The organism is Luteimicrobium sp. DT211 (assembly GCF_049844995.1).
Classification (GTDB): Bacteria; Actinomycetota; Actinomycetes; order Actinomycetales; family Cellulomonadaceae; genus Luteimicrobium.
Genome location: NZ_JBNCMC010000013.1, coordinates 19,853 through 34,761, shown reverse-complemented (window position 1 = coordinate 34,761; position 14,909 = coordinate 19,853). Strand labels below are relative to the sequence as shown.

Below are 14,909 nucleotides of genomic sequence, written 5' to 3'. Positions count from 1 at the left end.
GAGGGTTTCCCGCCGAGACCGAGCCCCGCACCCTCGAACTCGACGCACAACCCTCGTACTCGGCGATCAGGGCGCGGCGTACGACCTGACCGTGTCGATCGTGTCCGCCTCGGCGGCGGTCTTGTCGTCCCGGTACCGGACCACCCGCGCGAACCGCAGCGCCACGCCGCCGGGGTAGCGCGTGGACCGCTGGACGCCGTCGAACGCGATCTCCACGACCTGCTCGGGTCGCACCTTGACGACGTACCCGTCCGTCGGGCCGTCGGCGAGCTCCGTGAAGCGCTCGGTCTGCCAGGCGAGCGTCGCGTCCGTCATCCCCTTGAACGTCTTGCCGAGCATCACGAACCCGCCGTCGGGGTCGCGCGCGCCCAGGTGGATGTTCGACAGGTACCCCTGCCGCCGCCCCGACCCGCGCTCGACGGCGAGCACCACCAGGTCGAGCGTGTGCCGCGGCTTCACCTTGACCCACCCGGCGCCGCGGCGCCCGGCCGCGTAGGGCGCGTCGAGCGACTTCACGACGACGCCCTCCTGCCCGCGCGCGACCGCGTCGGTGAAGTAGGCCGTCGCCTCGTCCGGGTCGGCGGTGACCGCCCGGCGCACCGCATACGACCCGGCGATCCCGTCGAGCACCTCCAGCCGGTCGCGGAGCGGCTCGTCGAGCAGGTCGCGCCCGTCGACGTGCAGCACGTCGAAGAAGAACGGCGTGAGCTCGACGACCGCCAACGGGTCGCCACCCTCACGAGTGGCCGAGCGTGACGCCGTCTCCTGGAACGGGCGCGGCGTGCCGGTCGCGTCCACGGCCAAGGCTTCGCCGTCGAGCACGAACGCCCGGGCGTCGAGCGCCAGCGCGGCGGCCACGATCTCGGGGACGCGGGGCGTGATGTCGTCGAGGCTGCGCGTGAAGACGCGGACGCCGTCGCCGGAGCGGTGCACCTGGATGCGGATGCCGTCCAGCTTGGTGTCCACCGACACCTCGGCTCCGGCCGGCCCGAGCTTCTCGAGCGCGGCGGCGACGTCGGGCGCCGACTGCGCGAGCATCGGCCGCACCGGGCGCCCGACCTCGAGCCCGAACCCCGCGAGGGTCGCCGCGGCGGCATCCGGGTCGGGCGCGCGCAGCGCGGCCACTGCCACCGGTCCCGTCGCGCCGGCGAGCATCACCGCCCGCCGCACGGCGTCAGCGGGTGCACCCGCTGCCTCCGCGACGGCATCGACGACGACGGCGTCCAGCGCGCCCTGCCGCAGCTCACCAGCGACGAGCCCGCGCAGGAACCGCTGCTCGCGCTCGGTCGCCGCGCCGAACAGCGCCGACGCCGCCGCGGCGCGGGACGTGTCGGAACCGGGACCCGACAGCCCGGCCATGCGCTCGAACGCGGCGTCGACCCCCGCGACGGTGAGGGTCGGCGACCCGGCGGGAGCGGGGAGGGACCGCATTGACGCCCAGCCGAGCCCGGTCCGGCGCTGCCGCAGCTCCCCGGCGAGGTACGAGGCGACGACGGCGAGCTCGTCCTGCCCGGAGCCGTCACCGACCGCTTCGCTCTCCTCGGCAGCGCGGCGCAGCAGCGCGGCGATGGAGGCCCGTTTCGCGAGCCGCGACCGTGTGGCCGCGACCGCCTCGGACGTGGCGGCGACGTCGTCGAGCAGCATGTCTCATGCTCTCGCCGGTCGCCCACGTTCTCTCGGTGACGGCGCCCCGAAAGATTCACCTGCCCGCCGCGTGCTGTTCGCCCGAAAGGCCGATAGCGGTGTCGTTCCAGTCCAGTACGATTCGGGGGCCCGACGCGCGGTCCACCGGGGACCCCGGCGTCAGAATCGAGAACTCGCATGATCCGCAGGTCCCTCGCCGCCGGTCTCGTCGCCGGTGCGCTCCTCGTCGGCGGGGCCGCTGCCCCGGCGATCGCCGCCACCTCGACCGCCACGCCGGTCGCGCTGAAGGCGACCACGGTCTCCGTCCCCACGTCGCTCGTGCTGCACTCGGCCACGAACGGGAAGCTCCCCGTGACGGTCACCTTCAACCGGGCCCTCGACGCCAAGGCCGAGATCGCCCTGGAGATCGACGAGCTCAGCGCCGCCGGCGGCGCGGAGCTGACCCGAACGTCTTCGACCTCCAGGACGTACAAGGCGACGCTGACGGTCCCGAAGACGACGAAGCCGGGCAAGTACCACGTCGAGATCCTCGCGGGTGGGCTGGACGACGAGGACCCGACGATCGACGTCACGAAGATCGTCACCGTCAAGCGCGCCACGGGCCTGTCGCTCAAGGCGTCGAAGACGACCATCGCGAAGGGCTCGACCGTCTCGCTGAGCGGCACGCTGACGCGGGTCGTGGCGAGCGGCTCGACCACGAAGGCCGCGGCGTTCGCGGGCCAGACCGTGAAGATCTACGCCGACCCGGCCGGGTCTGCGCCCAAGAAGCTCCTCACGACCCTCAAGACGTCGTCGAAGGGCACGTACTCCAAGACGTTCAAGCCGGGCCACAGCGCGACCTACACGGTCGTCTACGCGGGCAGCGCCTCGTACGCCTCGAAGACGAGCACGGCGGTCGTCGTCCACCTCAAGTGACGTCGGTCCGGCACGAGGCCGGACCAGCACCGAAGGGCCCGCCGGGAATCCCGGCGGGCCCTTCCGCGCTCCCGAACCGGGCAGGTCAGCGCGCGGCGCCGACGAGCGCGAGCAGGCGCGGGAGCCGCGCGGCGCGCTGGCCGGGCCGGAGTCGCCCCCCGCGCTCCAGCACGACGAGCCCGTGCAGCGCGCTCCACACCACCTCGGTGAGGACGTCGGCGCCGGGCTGCGGCTCGTCGGGGGCGAACGCGTCCCGCAGCTCGCCGAAGGCGTCGAGCAGCGCAGGCGGCGCGTCGGCCGTTCCGAACGGCAGGTCGGACGCGAGCACGAACATCGCGTCGTAGAGCGCGGGGTGCTGCTCCGCGAAGTCGAGGTAGGCCTGCGCGACGGCGGCAGCGCGGGAAGCCCGGTCCACGGCGCTCGCGCCCGCCGACCGCAGGACGTCGGCGAGCTCCCCGCAGCCCTCGACGGCCACCGCGTCGACGATCGCCGTCCGGTTGGCGAAGTGGCTGTAGAGCACGGGCTGGGAGTACTCGATCGTGTCGGCGAGCCGCCGCGTGGTCACGGCGTCCCAGCCCTCGGCCTCGGCGAGCTCGCGCGCCGAGTCGACGATCAGCTGCCGCCGCTCGGTCCGCTCCCGCTCGCGGCGGCGCTGGGTCGGATTCTCGCTCATGGGTCGAGCCTAGCAGTGCTAGACAACCGAGTGGCGGCAATGTAGCGTCGCTCTCGTACCTAGCACTGATAGATTCGATCGACAGGGAGCACGACCATGGAACTCGCCAGCTACCTCATCGCCGTCGTCGCCGTCCTGTGCGCGGGCATGATCTACGGCACCGACGCCAGCGGCGCGCTCGTCCTGCGCCCCACGTACGCGCGCGTCGACGACCGCACCCTCGTCACGGTCACCGGCTTCGGCCACTACTACGGCGACCGCCGCTTCCCGATCCCCGGCGCCCTCAGCGTCGTCGCGACCGTGCTCGCCGGCGTGGCCGCCGCCGTCGCGGGCCGAGGCTGGGCCACGGCGGCGGCGGCCGTCGCCACCGTCGCCCTCGTCGTCTGGCTCGTGATCTACAAGGTCGTCGCCGCGCCGATCAACAAGCGCCTCACGGCGGCGGCGTTCGCCGGCGAGGTGCCGGCCGATGCCCGGGCGCTCCAGGACAGGTGGGAGAGCGTCGTCACGCTCCGCTTCGTGCTCCAGGGCGTGGCCGTGGCCGCGCTCTGCGGGGTCCTCGCCCTCCCGTGAAGCGTCGACGGCGTCGTGGCAGGGAGCGCTGGCTAGGCTCGGACCGTGTCCGCACCGACCTTGCCCCGCGTCTCGCTGCCCGATGGCGTCGTCCTCCGCCTGCTCGCCTCCGACGACGCCCCTGCCCTCGCCGAGGCGTACGCGCGGAACGCGGAGCACCTCGCTCCGTGGGAGCCGGCCCGGTCCGACGACTTCGCGACCGAGCGGACCCAGGCGATACGGGTGGAGGGACTGCTGCACGGACTCAAGACCGGCGCGGCGCTGCCGCTGGTCCTCGCGCGGCCCGCGCCCACGGGGGCGGCGCGCGGCATCGAGGTCGTCGGCACGCTGACGCTGTCGGGCATCACCCGGGGCGCGTTCGAGTCCGCGGACCTCGGGTACTGGACGGACCGTGCGCTGCAGGGACGCGGGCTCATGTCGGCGGCCGTGAGCGCCGTCGTCGGGATCGCCCGGGACGACCTCGGCCTGCACCGGCTGCAGGCGGGGACGCTGCCGGAGAACGAGCGCTCGCAGCGGGTGCTGACCCGCGCGGGCTTCGAGCGGTTCGGGCTGGCTCGCGACTACCTCCGCATCGCCGGCCGCTGGCGCGACCACGTCCTGTTCCAGCGCATCCTGCGCGACTGACCCGCGGCTACCGGCTCGACGACGACGGCGCGTCGGCCGTCGCAGCGCGGCCCGCCTCCAACCGCGCCACGGGCACGCGGAAGGGGGAGCACGACACGTAGTCGAGTCCCGCGTCGTGGAAGAACCGGATCGACTCGGGGTCGCCGCCGTGCTCGCCGCACACGCCGAGCTCGAGCCCGGGCTTCGTGGCCCGCGCCTCCTCGACCGCGATCCGCACCAGCCGCCCGACGCCGTCCGCGTCGATGGTCTCGAACGGCGAGATGGTCAGCACCCCGTTGTCGAGGTAGGTGGTGAACAGCGTCCGTTCGACGTCGTCGCGCGAGAACCCCCACGTGGTCTGCGTGAGGTCGTTGGTGCCGAACGAGAAGAAGTCGGCCTCGGTCGCGATGCGGTGGGCGGTGAGCGCGGCGCGGGGCAGCTCGATCATCGTGCCCACGGGCACCCGGAGGTCCACCCCGGCCAGCGCGGTGACGCCCCGGACGACGGACTCGACCTCGTCGCGCACGATCTGCAGCTCCCGCACCGACCCGACGAGCGGCACCATGACCTCCGGTCGGGGGTGCTTGCCCTCGCGCACCAGCCCCACCGCGGCCTCGACGATCGCCCGCACCTGCATCGCGAACAGCCCGGGCACGAGCAGCCCGAGCCGCACGCCCCGCACACCGAGCATGGGGTTGGCCTCCTGGAGCCGATCGAGCGCGGCCAGCTTCTTCTCGTCAGCCGCGATCTCCTCGTCGGCTACGCCCACCTGGACGCCGTGGTTCCGGCGGTCGTGCGCGACCGCGACCTTGACCGCGAGCGCCGTGCGGTCGGGCAGGAACTCGTGGAGCGGCGGGTCGAGCAGCCGGATCGTCACCGGCAGCCCGTCCATCGCCTCGAGGATCCCGCGGAAGTCGTCGCGCTGGAGCGGGAGGAGCTGGTCGAGCGCGATGTCGCGCTCGGCGACGTCGTCGGCGAGGACGATCTGCTCGACGAGCGCGCGCCGCTCCCCGAGGAACATGTGCTCGGTCCTCGCCAGCCCGATGCCCTCCGCGCCGAGCCGCCGCGCCCGAGCCGCGTCGTCGGGGACGTCGGCGTTGGCCTCGACGCGCAGGCGCCGCCGCGCGTCGGCGTGCCGCAGCAGCCGGTCGACCGCGTGCAGGAGGTTCACGGTCTGCTCGTCCAGCCCCCGGCCGGACCCGTCGACCCCGACGACGGCGTCGAGGCCCTGCTCGAGGTAGCGCTCCACGGGCGAGGGCACGACGGGCACGGACCCGACGAACACCTCGCCCGTCGAGCCGTCGATGCTGATCTCGTCGCCGCGCTGCAGCACGGTCGGCTCGCCGCCGCCTGCGGACCGGACGGTCACCGTCCCGGCGTCCTCGTCGACGTCGAGGTCCTCCGCACCGACGATGCACGTGCGACCCATGCCGCGTGCGACGACGGCCGCGTGCGACGTCTTGCCGCCGCGCGACGTGAGGATGCCCTGCGCGGCGATCATGCCGCCGAGGTCGTCGGGGTTGGTCTCGCGCCGGACGAGGATGACGTGCTCACCGCGCTCGGCTGCAGCGACGGCGTCGGCGGACCGCAGCACGATCCTCCCCACCGCCGCCCCGGGGGACGCGGCCATGCCGGCCGTGAGCGCGCGGGGGGCCGCGCCGTCGTCGGCGGACCGGGCGAACTGCGGGAACAGGAGCGACGCGAGCTGCTCGCCCGTGACCCGCTGGAGCGCCTCGTCCTCGGTGATGAGCTGCTCGTCGACGAGCGCGGTCGCGATCCGGAACGCCGCGGCGGGTGTGCGCTTGCCGACGCGCGTCTGGAGCATCCACAGGTGGCCGCGCTCGATCGTGAACTCGACGTCGCACAGGTCGCGGTAGTGCGTCTCGAGCCGGCGCATGGCCAGCAGGAGCTGGTGGTGGGACAGCGGGTCGACGCGGTGCAGGTCGTCGAGGGACAGGGTGTTCCGGATGCCGGCGACGACGTCCTCGCCCTGCGCGTTCTGCAGGTAGTCCCCGTACGCACCGGGGGCGCCGGTCGCGGGGTCGCGCGTGAAGGCGACGCCGGTGCCGCTCGTGTCGCCGAGGTTCCCGAACACCATGGTCACGACGTTGACGGCCGTCCCGAGGTCCTGGGGGATGCGCTCGCGACGCCGGTACAGGCGGGCGCGGTCGGTGTTCCACGAGTCGAAGACGGCGCGGATCGCGAGGTCGAGCTGCTCGCGCGGGTCCTGGGGGAAGTCGCGTCCCGTGCGCTCCCGGACGATGCCGCGGTACGTGGCGACGAGCGCGCGCAGGTCGTCGGCGGTGAGGTCCACGTCGGCGACCGGGCCGCCACCGGTGGCCCGGCCGCGGGCCGCCTTCGCGTCGTCGAGCGCCGCCGCGAACACCTCGGCGGGGATCTCGAGGACGGTCGCGCCGAACATCTGGACGAGCCGCCGGTAGGAGTCCCAGGCGAAGCGCTCGTCGGTCGACTCCTCCGCGAGGCCCTGCACGGACTCGTCGTTGAGCCCCACGTTGAGGACCGTGTCCATCATCCCCGGCATCGAGAACCGGGCCCCCGACCGCACCGACACGAGCAGCGGGTCGCGCCGCGTCCCGAGCTGCCGGCCGACCTTGTCCTCCAGGTGGCGCAGCGCCGTCGTGACCTGGACGCGCAGCTCGCCGGGCTCCGTACCGCGGGCCAGGTACTCGCGGCACGCCTCGGTCGTGATGGTGAAGCCGGGGGGCACCGGGAGGCCCAGGCGCGTCATCTCGGCGAGGTTCGCGCCCTTGCCCCCGAGCAGGTCGGCCCGGTCCTTGTCGCCCTGCGTGAAGTCGTACACGTACGTCGTCGTCATGCGAACCTCCGGCCTCGACACCTGGGCTTCTCCAGGCTGGGCTCCCACCACCGTCAGCGCAAACGCGGGAGAATGCGGACCATGCCTCCCACGCCGCCTGCCGCCCCGACGTCGGGCACCGTGCTCGCCGTCTGCCGCGTCCACGCCCTCCTGCCCGACGACGGCGCCGTGGGTGTGACGGCGATCGACAAGCGTCCGGTCGACGGCCCGGTGCACGTGCGGCGGCTCGGGCTGTTCGCCGACGTCCAGGCCGACCGCGCGCACCACGGCGGCGAGGACCAGGCCGTCTACGCGTACTCCCAGGAGGACGCGGACTGGTGGGCCGCCGAGCTCGGCCACACCATCACGCCGGGGCTGTTCGGTGAGAACCTGCGCACGCGGGGGATCGAGGCGAGCCGCGCCGTCGTCGGCGAACGGTGGCGGGTGGGGACGGCGCTGCTCGAGGTGACGCACGAGCGGTCGCCGTGCGCGACGTTCGCGCGCCGCATGGGCCTGCCCCGGTGGGTCAAGCGGTTCACCGAGGCGAACCGGGTGGGCTGCTACCTGCGCGTCCTCGAGACGGGGGACCTGCGGGCCGGCGACGAGGTCGTCGTCGAGCACCGGCCCGACCACGGCGTGACCGTCGCCGACTGGTTCGCGTCACGCACCACCGCGCACGAGACGCGCGGCGACGTGTCGCGGCGGCTGCTCGACGCCGAGGCCGCCGGGGACGTCCGGCTGTCGGACGAGGTGCGCGAGCGCGCGACGGTGGCGGTCGCTCAGTCGGCCTGAGCCGCCGCCGGCGCCCGGTCCGACAGCGCCCAGGCCGCGCCCGCCGCGACGCCCGCGACGGTGAGCACGGCCGGCCACGCGCCGATCCGCTTCGCGAGCGGGTGCGACAGCCCGAACGCCCCGACGTACGTGGCGGCGAGCGCCGCCGTCGTGCCGGGGCCGGACTTCGCGAGCCACTGCCGGCCGGCGAGCACGCCGCCCGCCGCGAGGACGACGCCCGCGAGCGCCCGGACCTTCGTCGCGCGCCCGACGGCGTAGCCCCCGACGAGGGAGCCGGCGACGAGCGGGGCGGTGGGGAAGGAGGAAGCCATGGTTCGACGCTAGCCCCGCTCGATGAGAAATCCCGGCGGGGAGGGTCTGTCCTGGTGTGAGGGTGGGCACACGGCCCGCCCCGGAGCGAAGGAGCCGGTCATGGGCAGCACCTACTTGGGCCTCTGGTACGAGTCGAAGGCGGAGGAGGCCGCCGAGCTGTACGTGTCGATCTTCCCGAACTCGCGGATCATCCAGGTCGTGCGTCACGACGAGGCGACGCCCGAGCAGGGCCCGGGGGTCAAGGCGGTGCCGGGTTCGGTGTTCCTCGTCGACTTCGAGATCGACGGCCTGCACGTCCAGGCCCTCAACGGCGGCCCCATGTTCCCGCACACGGAGGCCGCGTCGATCGTCGTCGACTGCGACGACCAGGCGCAGGTCGACGAGTACTGGGAGAGGCTGACCGCCGACGGCGGGGAGCCCGGCCCGTGCGGCTGGCTCAAGGACAAGTTCGGGCTGAGCTGGCAGATCGTGCCCAAGCGCATGGGCGAGATCCTGGCCGACCCCGACCGTGTCGCCGCCGGTCGCGCGTTCGACGCGATGATGAAGATGGGCAAGCTCGACGTCGCGGCGCTCGAGGCCGCGTTCCGCGGCGAGCAGGGGTAGCGCGTCCGGCGACGACGTCAGAACGAGACGACTGTCGCCCCCTCGAGCGTGAAGCGCAGGAACGCGTCGCGCGCGACCTGCAGGTCGAAGCCCCGAGCGGTCAGGTCGTCCAGGGCGCCGTCGGCCCGCGCGGAGTTGACGCAGGCACCTACGACGACGCCTGCGGCGACCAGCTCGTCGAGCTGCCGGTTGAAGTTGGCGTCCGCCTCGCCGTCCTGACGGCCGAGGCGGCGTTGTGCCGGCCCGAAGCAGAAGACCTCGACCTCCACACCCCGCTCCCCGGCGACCTCGAGCATGCGCTGCGCGACGCGGGTGCCCGTCACGACCGCATCGTCGTCGTCATGGAACACGTGGACCACCGTCTTGGGCATCACGCCACCTCACTTCCGTCCCGAGCGTCCAGGAGACGGTCGCATACGGCCCCGCCGTGCCGAGCGGCGTTCCGGCCCGTGAACGCGCGGGCTCAGCCGTCGGCGGGCGTGGGCGCGACGCCGAGCTGCCCGAGCAGCCCGGTGACATCCATGAGGATGCGGCTCTCGACGAGCCGGCCGTCCCGGTACCGGTCGATCGTCCACGCCTCGACGCTCACGGTGCGGCCGGTGGGCGGGATGCCCATGAACTCGCCGTCGTGCGTGCCGGTCCAGGTCGAGAGGCTCATGATCCGGTCCCCCTCGACGAGGGTGTCGAGCACGTCCCAGTGCATGTCCGGGAACCCGGCGACCATCCCCGCGAGCACGTCGGCCAACCCCGCCCGCCCCGGCCCCTGGCCGGGCAGCGGGTTCTGCTCGACGAAGTCCTCGGCGACGAGGTCGTCGAGCGCGGCACCCAGGTCGTGCCCGTTGAGCACCTCGTCGGTGAAGCGTGCCGCGAGTGCCCGGAGCTCGTCCGGCGTGACGTCGCTGTCCATCGCTGCCTCCCTCGGCGGTCTCGGCGGCTCGCCCGTCCGGCGACCACCGCACCCGAACCACGCTAACGACGCGCGCCCAATGTCGCAGGAGCACGGCCGGAGCCCGAGCAGAAGGTCTCGACGACCGGGCCGTGGTCGCGTCTCGCACCGCCGTCGGGTTCGCGGACGGACGGTCAGCGGAGCCGGATCAGTCCGGCGTCCGTCGGGGTGAAACCGCAGGCGTCGTAGTAGAAGGACCGCAGGTGCGGGTCGAAGTCCACGTGCAGCCACTCGCAGCCTGCGGCCGCGGCCTGCTCACGTGCGACCTCGATCAGCCGGACGCCGATGCCCTCCCGGCGGCGTCGTGAGGCGACCGCGGTGTCCTCGACGAAGGCGTGGACCGAGCCGTCCCCCACGACGTTGACGAAGCCGACGAGGCCCCGCGCGTCGCGTGCGACCACCCAGCCGAGGCTGTGACGCTCCAGCTGGTCGTGCCAGGCGTCGTCGAGGACGTCGTGCTCGAAGGCCTCGGCGTGGAGTGCGTTGACCTCCTCGTCCTCGAAGTGCCCCCGCCAGGTGTACTGCACCGCGCCGCGGCGCTCACTGGAGGGTGCCTCGTCGACGGCGGCAGCGGCGGGTGACGTCACGTCGGCCACCGGCCCGGTCGCCTCGCGCACGCGGCCGAGCCACTCCGCGACGGCCGCGCCCGCCTGCTCGGGCTGCTCGAGTAGCACGTTGTGGCCGGCCCGGTCGAGCACGACGAGGCTCGCGTGCGGGTAGTGCTCGAGCCGGTCCCACGCGTCCGCGTACCCGACGACGTCGTCCTGCCGCCCGCACAGGAACAGCGCGGGCCCGGCGAACGGGGGTGCGGTGTCCTCCGGCTCGGCGGCGAACGCGTAGCGCTCGCCCAGCCGCGCGAGGCCCGCCGTGTCGACGGTGAGGACGCCGGGGTGCACGTAGCGCTCGTAGGACGCCAGCCCCTCGCGCGTCTGGACGACGGCGATCTCGGTGTAGCCCTCGGCGACGGCCGGGTCGACACCGTCGAGCAGCCCCGGTTCGACGTGGAGCACGGTGCGCGGCGGCGCGGTCCGCTCGGCGTGCGTCGCGACGAAGACCCCCGCGATCGCCGCGAGCCCGAGCACCTGGCCGGGCAGCTCGGCGACCAGCCGGCGCGCGATCATCGCGCCGTACGAGTTGCCGACGACGGCGAACGGCTCGTCCCCGAGGCGCTCGCGGACCTCGCGGAGCATGGCGTCGGCCATGTCGTCGCTCGACGCGACGTCCCCGACAGGGGACCGGCCCATGCCCGGCAGGTCGACGTAGAGCCGGCGCCAGCCGCCCGACTCCTCGAAGACGGGCTCGAGCGGCAGCAGGATGCGGTGGTCCACCCCCGCCCCGTGGATCAGTACGACCGGTGTACCGGTCCCTCGCTCCTCGACGTGCATGCGACGACCGTAGTCCGGCTCCCGCGAGGGGCGCCGCGCTAGCGCGCGAGCACCGCGCGTCGGGTAAGAGCTGGCCCGCTGACTGGCGTCTGGCGATGATCTACCGATGACCGCACGCCTGCACGACGACGAGGTGGACGTCACCGACGACGTCGTCCGCGCGCTCGTCGACGACCACGACCCCGCCTGGCGCGACCTGCCTCTCCGCCGGGTCCGCAGCGACGGCACCGACAACGTGGTGTACCGGCTCGGCGACGAGCTGGGCGTCCGGCTCCCACGGATCCACTGGGCGACCGGCCAGGTGGCCAAGGAGGCGCGCTGGCTCCCGGCCCTCGCCCCGCACCTGCGCTGCGCCGTGCCGGAGCCCGTGGCCGTCGGGGCGCCGGGTCACGGCTACCCGCACCGGTGGCTCACGTTCCGGTGGCTCGGGGGGACCGACCTCGGGCACGCCGCCCCCGTCGCGGACGCCTGGCCCGCGCGCCGGTGGGAGAGCGTCGCCGGGCGACTGGGCGACGTCGTCCGCGGGCTCCATGCGGTCCGGCTCCCGGACTCGCCCGCCGCGGGTTCCCGCGGTGGTCCCCTCGCCCCGCACGACGACGGCGTCCGCCGGTTGATCCGCGACGTCGCCTCGCTCGCGGGTCGCGACCGGTTCGACCCGGGGCGTGCGGTGGGGGTCTGGGAGGAGGCGCTCGCCGCGCCGGGCTGGGGGCGCGAACCCGTCTGGGTCCACGGCGACCTGCTGCCGGGGAACGTGCTGGTGGGCGGCGTCGACGAGGTGAGCGACGTCGTCGGGCTGATCGACTGGGTGGCCGCGGGCCTCGGCGACCCGGCCTGCGACGCGATGGTCGCGTGGGCGCTGCCGCCCGCGGCACGGCAGGTGTTCCGCGAGCGAGCAGGGATCGACGACGCGACGTGGGCGCGGTCGCGCGGCTGGGCGGTCGAGCAGGCCGTGGCGTTCATCCCGTACTACCGGACCACCCTGCCGCGCGCCGTCGAGGCGGCCTGGCAGCGCCTCGACGCCGTCCTCGCGGAGGACGTCTGAGGCCGCCGTGCCTCAGCGGCTCGTCGACCGGCGGTACTGGAGGTTCGCGAGGGGCACGAAGATCAGCAGGATCACCACGGTCCAGATCAGCGTGTACAAGGCCGCGTGCTGCAGCGGCCACGCGCTCGGCTCGGGCGTTCCCGCGGGGATGTTGCCGAACAGCTCGCGGGACGCCTGCGTGACCGCCGACACCGGGTTCCACTCGGCGATGGACTGCAGCGGCCCGGGCAGGGTGTCGAGCGGCACGAACGTCACGGCGATGAACGTGAGCGGGAAGATCACGATGAACGACGCGTTGTTCACGACCTCCGGGCTCGGCACCAGCATGCCGATCCACGCCATGATCCACGACACCGCGTACGCGAACACGATGAGCAGCAGGTAGCCGGCGGCCGCGTTCCAGAAGCCGTCCCGGATGCGCCAGCCCACGAGCAGCCCCGTCAGCGACATGACGACGAGCACGATGACGTTGTTGACGACGTCCGACAGCGTGCGGCCCGTGAGTACCGCGGACGGCGCCATGGGTAGCGACCGGAACCGGTCGATGACGCCCTTCTTGACGTCCTCCGCGAGCCCGGCGCCGGTGATCGTGGCCCCGAAGATGACCGTCTGCGCGAAGATCCCGGCCATGAGGAACTCGCGGTACTCCTGCGCGTTCCCGTTCTGCCCGATCGCCCCGCCGAACACGTAGGCGAACAGCAGCACGAACATGATCGGGGACAGCGTCGTGAAGACCAGGAGGTCGGGGACGCGCTTGATCTTGACGATGTTGCGCCACGCGACGACGTACGCGTCGGACAGCACGTACGGGACCTTCATCGGACCGTCTCCTTCGCGTTCGCGCCGGCGTCCTCGGGGGCATCGGGCCCGGCCTCGTCCTCCGCGGCGTGCCCGGTCAGGGTGAGGAAGACGTCGTCGAGCGTGGGACGCCTCAGCCCGACGTCGTCGAGCGCGATCCCCGCGCCCTCCAGCTCCCGCAGAGCCGCGGTGAGGGCCTGCACGCCGGTCCCGACGCTGATCGAGAACGTGCGGCGTTCGCGGTCGACGTAGGGTCGGCCGGACCCGAGCGGGGTGAGGAGGCGCTCGGCGTCGTCGAGCCTGGCGGCCTCGCGCACCGTCACCTCGAGCTGCTCGCCGCCGACCTGGCGCTTGAGCTCGTCGGCGGTACCGCGCGCGATGATGCGGCCACGGTCGATGACGACGATGTCGTCCGCGAGCATGTCGGCCTCCTCGAGGTACTGGGTCGTCAGGAGGAGGGTCGTGCCGCCCGAGACGAGCGACCGGATGACCTCCCACATGTCGGTGCGGCCGCGCGGGTCGAGACCGGTGGTGGGCTCGTCGAGGAACAGGACGGGCGGGTCGGCGACGAGCGCGCCCGCGAGGTCGAGCCGGCGCCGCATGCCGCCCGAGTAGGTGCGCGTGGGCCGGTCGCCCGCCTCGTCGAGGCGGAAGTCGGCCAGCAGCTTCCGCGCCCGTCGCTCGCTCCGGCGCTTGCCCAGGTGGTACAGGCGGCCGATCATCACGAGGTTCTCGAAGCCGGTCAGGTACTCGTCGACCGCCGCGTACTGCCCGGACAGCCCGATCTGACGCCGGACGCCGGCCGGGTCGCGCAGCACGTCGACGCCCGCCACCTCCGCCGTGCCCTCGTCGGCGGGCAGGAGGGTGGACAGGATGCGGACGATCGTCGTCTTGCCGGCGCCGTTGGGGCCGAGCAGGCCGAGGACCGAGCCGCGAGGGACGTCGAGGTCGACGCCGTCGAGGGCGGTGACCTCCTTGTAGCGCTTCACGAGTCCGCGGGCGCGGACGGCGAGGTCGGGGTCCGTGGGGTCCATCGGAGTTTCCTTCTGACGGTTGCGGCGGGCACATAGATGTGATTTGGGTCACATCTACGGTAGAAGGAGACTCCGACACCCGGCCGGACTCATCGCCCCCCGCCGTCGTCAGGTCCGGGCAGCCAGCTCCCGGAGCTCCGCGGTCGCCGCCGCGAGCCGCTCCTCGAACCGGCCGCGCTGGTCCGCGAACGCGGGCACCGTGGCGCTGAGCGTCCGGTCGACGGCGACGACGTGTACGTCCATCCCGAGCGCGTCGCCCAGGATCAGGCGCAGCACGGGGAGCGCGTGGTCGCGACCGTCGGCCTCGGAGTCGTCGTCGTGGGCGGTGCCGCGCGTGGCGACGACGACCGCCCGGCGCCCCCGCAGCGGCCGCGGCTCGTCACCGCCGAACGGTGCCGTGACACCCGGGACGTGCACGTGGTCGAGCCACGCCTTGAGCGTCGCGGAGAGCCCGTAGTTGTACAGCGGCGCGCCGATCACGACGGCGTCGGCCGCGAGGAGCTCGTCGAGCACGCGGGCGTGCGCGGCCTCGGCGCCGGCCGGCACGACGGCGTCCGGCGCGCGGAGGCCCGGCGCCCAGTGGAGCGCGCCGCGGCCGGGTGGGGCGACCGGGTCGGTGCGGAGGTCGTGCTCGACGACGGCGCGGTCCGGGCCGCCCGCGAGCCAGGCCGTCGCGAAAGTCGCGGTGAGGGCGCGGGAGACGGAGGCGGCGTCGTCGTAGGAGGAGTCCAGGCGGAGGAGCGTCGGCACGCGCGTCACGCTAGCCGGATCCGGGAG

The 14,909-nt window shown here is 73.8% G+C and carries 16 protein-coding genes; 6 read left to right on the top strand and 10 right to left on the bottom strand.

Going from position 1 to position 14,909, the window contains the following annotated elements:
- Window positions 1-66 precede the first annotated feature (66 nt).
- Complete coding sequence (locus tag ACLQ14_RS18395; protein ID WP_425815715.1) at window positions 67-1,644, bottom strand: ATP-dependent DNA ligase; 1,578 nt, start codon at window positions 1,642-1,644, stop codon at window positions 67-69.
- Between the two features lie 177 nt (window positions 1,645-1,821).
- Between ACLQ14_RS18395 and ACLQ14_RS18390 the strand changes: the two genes are divergently transcribed.
- Complete coding sequence (locus tag ACLQ14_RS18390) at window positions 1,822-2,559, top strand: hypothetical protein (RefSeq protein ID WP_425815713.1); 738 nt, start codon at window positions 1,822-1,824, stop codon at window positions 2,557-2,559.
- An 85-nt stretch (window positions 2,560-2,644) separates the two neighbouring features.
- Here the strand turns inward: ACLQ14_RS18390 and ACLQ14_RS18385 are convergent, their stop codons facing one another.
- Window positions 2,645-3,232: a TetR/AcrR family transcriptional regulator gene (locus tag ACLQ14_RS18385; RefSeq protein WP_425815711.1), complete on the bottom strand. Its 588-nt coding sequence runs from the start codon at window positions 3,230-3,232 to the stop codon at window positions 2,645-2,647.
- 96 nt (window positions 3,233-3,328) lie between these two features.
- Here ACLQ14_RS18385 and ACLQ14_RS18380 point away from each other — a divergent pair, with 96 nt between their 5' ends.
- Together ACLQ14_RS18380 and ACLQ14_RS18375 are read left to right on the top strand one after the other, a co-directional pair.
- Window positions 3,329-3,802 carry a DUF1772 domain-containing protein gene (locus ACLQ14_RS18380; RefSeq protein ID WP_425815709.1) on the top strand — a complete coding sequence of 158 codons (474 nt, stop codon included), beginning with the start codon at window positions 3,329-3,331 and terminating at the stop codon, window positions 3,800-3,802.
- 45 nt (window positions 3,803-3,847) lie between these two features.
- Window positions 3,848-4,426, top strand: a complete 579-nt coding sequence (locus ACLQ14_RS18375; RefSeq protein WP_425815707.1) for a GNAT family N-acetyltransferase — start codon at window positions 3,848-3,850, stop codon at window positions 4,424-4,426.
- A 7-nt stretch (window positions 4,427-4,433) separates the two neighbouring features.
- On the opposite strand, the gene ppdK is transcribed toward ACLQ14_RS18375, so the two are convergent.
- Complete coding sequence (ppdK, locus tag ACLQ14_RS18370; RefSeq protein ID WP_425815705.1) at window positions 4,434-7,241, bottom strand: pyruvate, phosphate dikinase; 2,808 nt, start codon at window positions 7,239-7,241, stop codon at window positions 4,434-4,436.
- Between the two features lie 81 nt (window positions 7,242-7,322).
- Here ppdK and ACLQ14_RS18365 point away from each other — a divergent pair, with 81 nt between their 5' ends.
- A complete protein-coding gene (locus ACLQ14_RS18365; RefSeq protein ID WP_425815703.1) occupies window positions 7,323-8,012 on the top strand; it encodes an MOSC domain-containing protein in 690 nt (229 codons plus the stop codon).
- On the opposite strand, the gene ACLQ14_RS18360 is transcribed toward ACLQ14_RS18365, so the two are convergent.
- On the bottom strand, window positions 8,000-8,323 hold the full coding sequence (locus ACLQ14_RS18360; protein ID WP_425815701.1) for a hypothetical protein: 324 nt from the start codon (window positions 8,321-8,323) through the stop codon (window positions 8,000-8,002). The two genes, ACLQ14_RS18365 and ACLQ14_RS18360, sit on opposite strands and share 13 nt — an antisense overlap.
- A gap of 100 nt (window positions 8,324-8,423) precedes the next feature.
- On the opposite strand from ACLQ14_RS18360, the gene ACLQ14_RS18355 reads away from it, so the two are divergent.
- Window positions 8,424-8,927, top strand: coding sequence for a VOC family protein (locus ACLQ14_RS18355; RefSeq protein ID WP_425815699.1), 504 nt, complete (start codon window positions 8,424-8,426; stop codon window positions 8,925-8,927).
- Between the two features lie 17 nt (window positions 8,928-8,944).
- Here the strand turns inward: ACLQ14_RS18355 and ACLQ14_RS18350 are convergent, their stop codons facing one another.
- From ACLQ14_RS18350 to ACLQ14_RS18340, 3 genes are all read right to left on the bottom strand, one after another.
- On the bottom strand, window positions 8,945-9,298 hold the full coding sequence (locus ACLQ14_RS18350) for a DsrE family protein (protein ID WP_425815697.1): 354 nt from the start codon (window positions 9,296-9,298) through the stop codon (window positions 8,945-8,947).
- A gap of 92 nt (window positions 9,299-9,390) precedes the next feature.
- Entirely contained in the window at window positions 9,391-9,834 is a 444-nt protein-coding gene (locus tag ACLQ14_RS18345; RefSeq protein ID WP_425815695.1) for an ester cyclase, read from the bottom strand.
- Window positions 9,835-10,007: 173 nt separating this feature from the next.
- Window positions 10,008-11,258 (bottom strand): alpha/beta fold hydrolase, encoded by a 1,251-nt coding sequence (locus ACLQ14_RS18340; RefSeq protein WP_425815693.1) that lies wholly within the window; start codon window positions 11,256-11,258, stop codon window positions 10,008-10,010.
- A gap of 106 nt (window positions 11,259-11,364) precedes the next feature.
- Here ACLQ14_RS18340 and ACLQ14_RS18335 point away from each other — a divergent pair, with 106 nt between their 5' ends.
- The gene (locus ACLQ14_RS18335; protein ID WP_425815691.1) at window positions 11,365-12,300 is read left to right on the top strand and encodes an aminoglycoside phosphotransferase family protein; all 936 of its coding nucleotides are present in this window, start codon (window positions 11,365-11,367) and stop codon (window positions 12,298-12,300) included.
- Window positions 12,301-12,312: 12 nt separating this feature from the next.
- On the opposite strand, the gene ACLQ14_RS18330 is transcribed toward ACLQ14_RS18335, so the two are convergent.
- From ACLQ14_RS18330 to ACLQ14_RS18320, 3 genes are all read right to left on the bottom strand, one after another.
- On the bottom strand, window positions 12,313-13,119 hold the full coding sequence (locus ACLQ14_RS18330) for an ABC transporter permease (protein WP_425815689.1): 807 nt from the start codon (window positions 13,117-13,119) through the stop codon (window positions 12,313-12,315).
- Window positions 13,116-14,132 carry an ATP-binding cassette domain-containing protein gene (locus tag ACLQ14_RS18325; protein WP_425815687.1) on the bottom strand — a complete coding sequence of 339 codons (1,017 nt, stop codon included), beginning with the start codon at window positions 14,130-14,132 and terminating at the stop codon, window positions 13,116-13,118. Before ACLQ14_RS18325 ends, ACLQ14_RS18330 begins: the two co-directional genes overlap by 4 nt.
- Window positions 14,133-14,240: 108 nt before the next feature.
- Window positions 14,241-14,882, bottom strand: a complete 642-nt coding sequence (locus ACLQ14_RS18320; RefSeq protein ID WP_425815685.1) for an FMN-dependent NADH-azoreductase — start codon at window positions 14,880-14,882, stop codon at window positions 14,241-14,243.
- Window positions 14,883-14,909 lie beyond the last annotated feature (27 nt).

Bases quoted from the DNA above. Each gene is read 5' to 3' on its own strand.
- ACLQ14_RS18360 (WP_425815701.1), bottom strand. From the start codon at position 8,323: ATGGCTTCCTCCTTCCCCACCGCCCCGCTCGTCGCCGGCTCCCTCGTC.
- ppdK (WP_425815705.1), bottom strand. From the start codon at position 7,241: ATGACGACGACGTACGTGTACGACTTCACGCAGGGCGACAAGGACCGG.
- ACLQ14_RS18350 (WP_425815697.1), bottom strand. From the start codon at position 9,298: ATGCCCAAGACGGTGGTCCACGTGTTCCATGACGACGACGATGCGGTC.
- ACLQ14_RS18325 (WP_425815687.1), bottom strand. From the start codon at position 14,132: ATGGACCCCACGGACCCCGACCTCGCCGTCCGCGCCCGCGGACTCGTG.
- ACLQ14_RS18385 (WP_425815711.1), bottom strand. From the start codon at position 3,232: ATGAGCGAGAATCCGACCCAGCGCCGCCGCGAGCGGGAGCGGACCGAG.
- ACLQ14_RS18395 (WP_425815715.1), bottom strand. From the start codon at position 1,644: ATGCTGCTCGACGACGTCGCCGCCACGTCCGAGGCGGTCGCGGCCACA.
- ACLQ14_RS18335 (WP_425815691.1), top strand. From the start codon at position 11,365: ATGACCGCACGCCTGCACGACGACGAGGTGGACGTCACCGACGACGTC.
- ACLQ14_RS18355 (WP_425815699.1), top strand. From the start codon at position 8,424: ATGGGCAGCACCTACTTGGGCCTCTGGTACGAGTCGAAGGCGGAGGAG.
- ACLQ14_RS18380 (WP_425815709.1), top strand. From the start codon at position 3,329: ATGGAACTCGCCAGCTACCTCATCGCCGTCGTCGCCGTCCTGTGCGCG.
- ACLQ14_RS18330 (WP_425815689.1), bottom strand. From the start codon at position 13,119: ATGAAGGTCCCGTACGTGCTGTCCGACGCGTACGTCGTCGCGTGGCGC.
- ACLQ14_RS18365 (WP_425815703.1), top strand. From the start codon at position 7,323: ATGCCTCCCACGCCGCCTGCCGCCCCGACGTCGGGCACCGTGCTCGCC.
- ACLQ14_RS18345 (WP_425815695.1), bottom strand. From the start codon at position 9,834: ATGGACAGCGACGTCACGCCGGACGAGCTCCGGGCACTCGCGGCACGC.
- ACLQ14_RS18390 (WP_425815713.1), top strand. From the start codon at position 1,822: ATGATCCGCAGGTCCCTCGCCGCCGGTCTCGTCGCCGGTGCGCTCCTC.
- ACLQ14_RS18340 (WP_425815693.1), bottom strand. From the start codon at position 11,258: ATGCACGTCGAGGAGCGAGGGACCGGTACACCGGTCGTACTGATCCAC.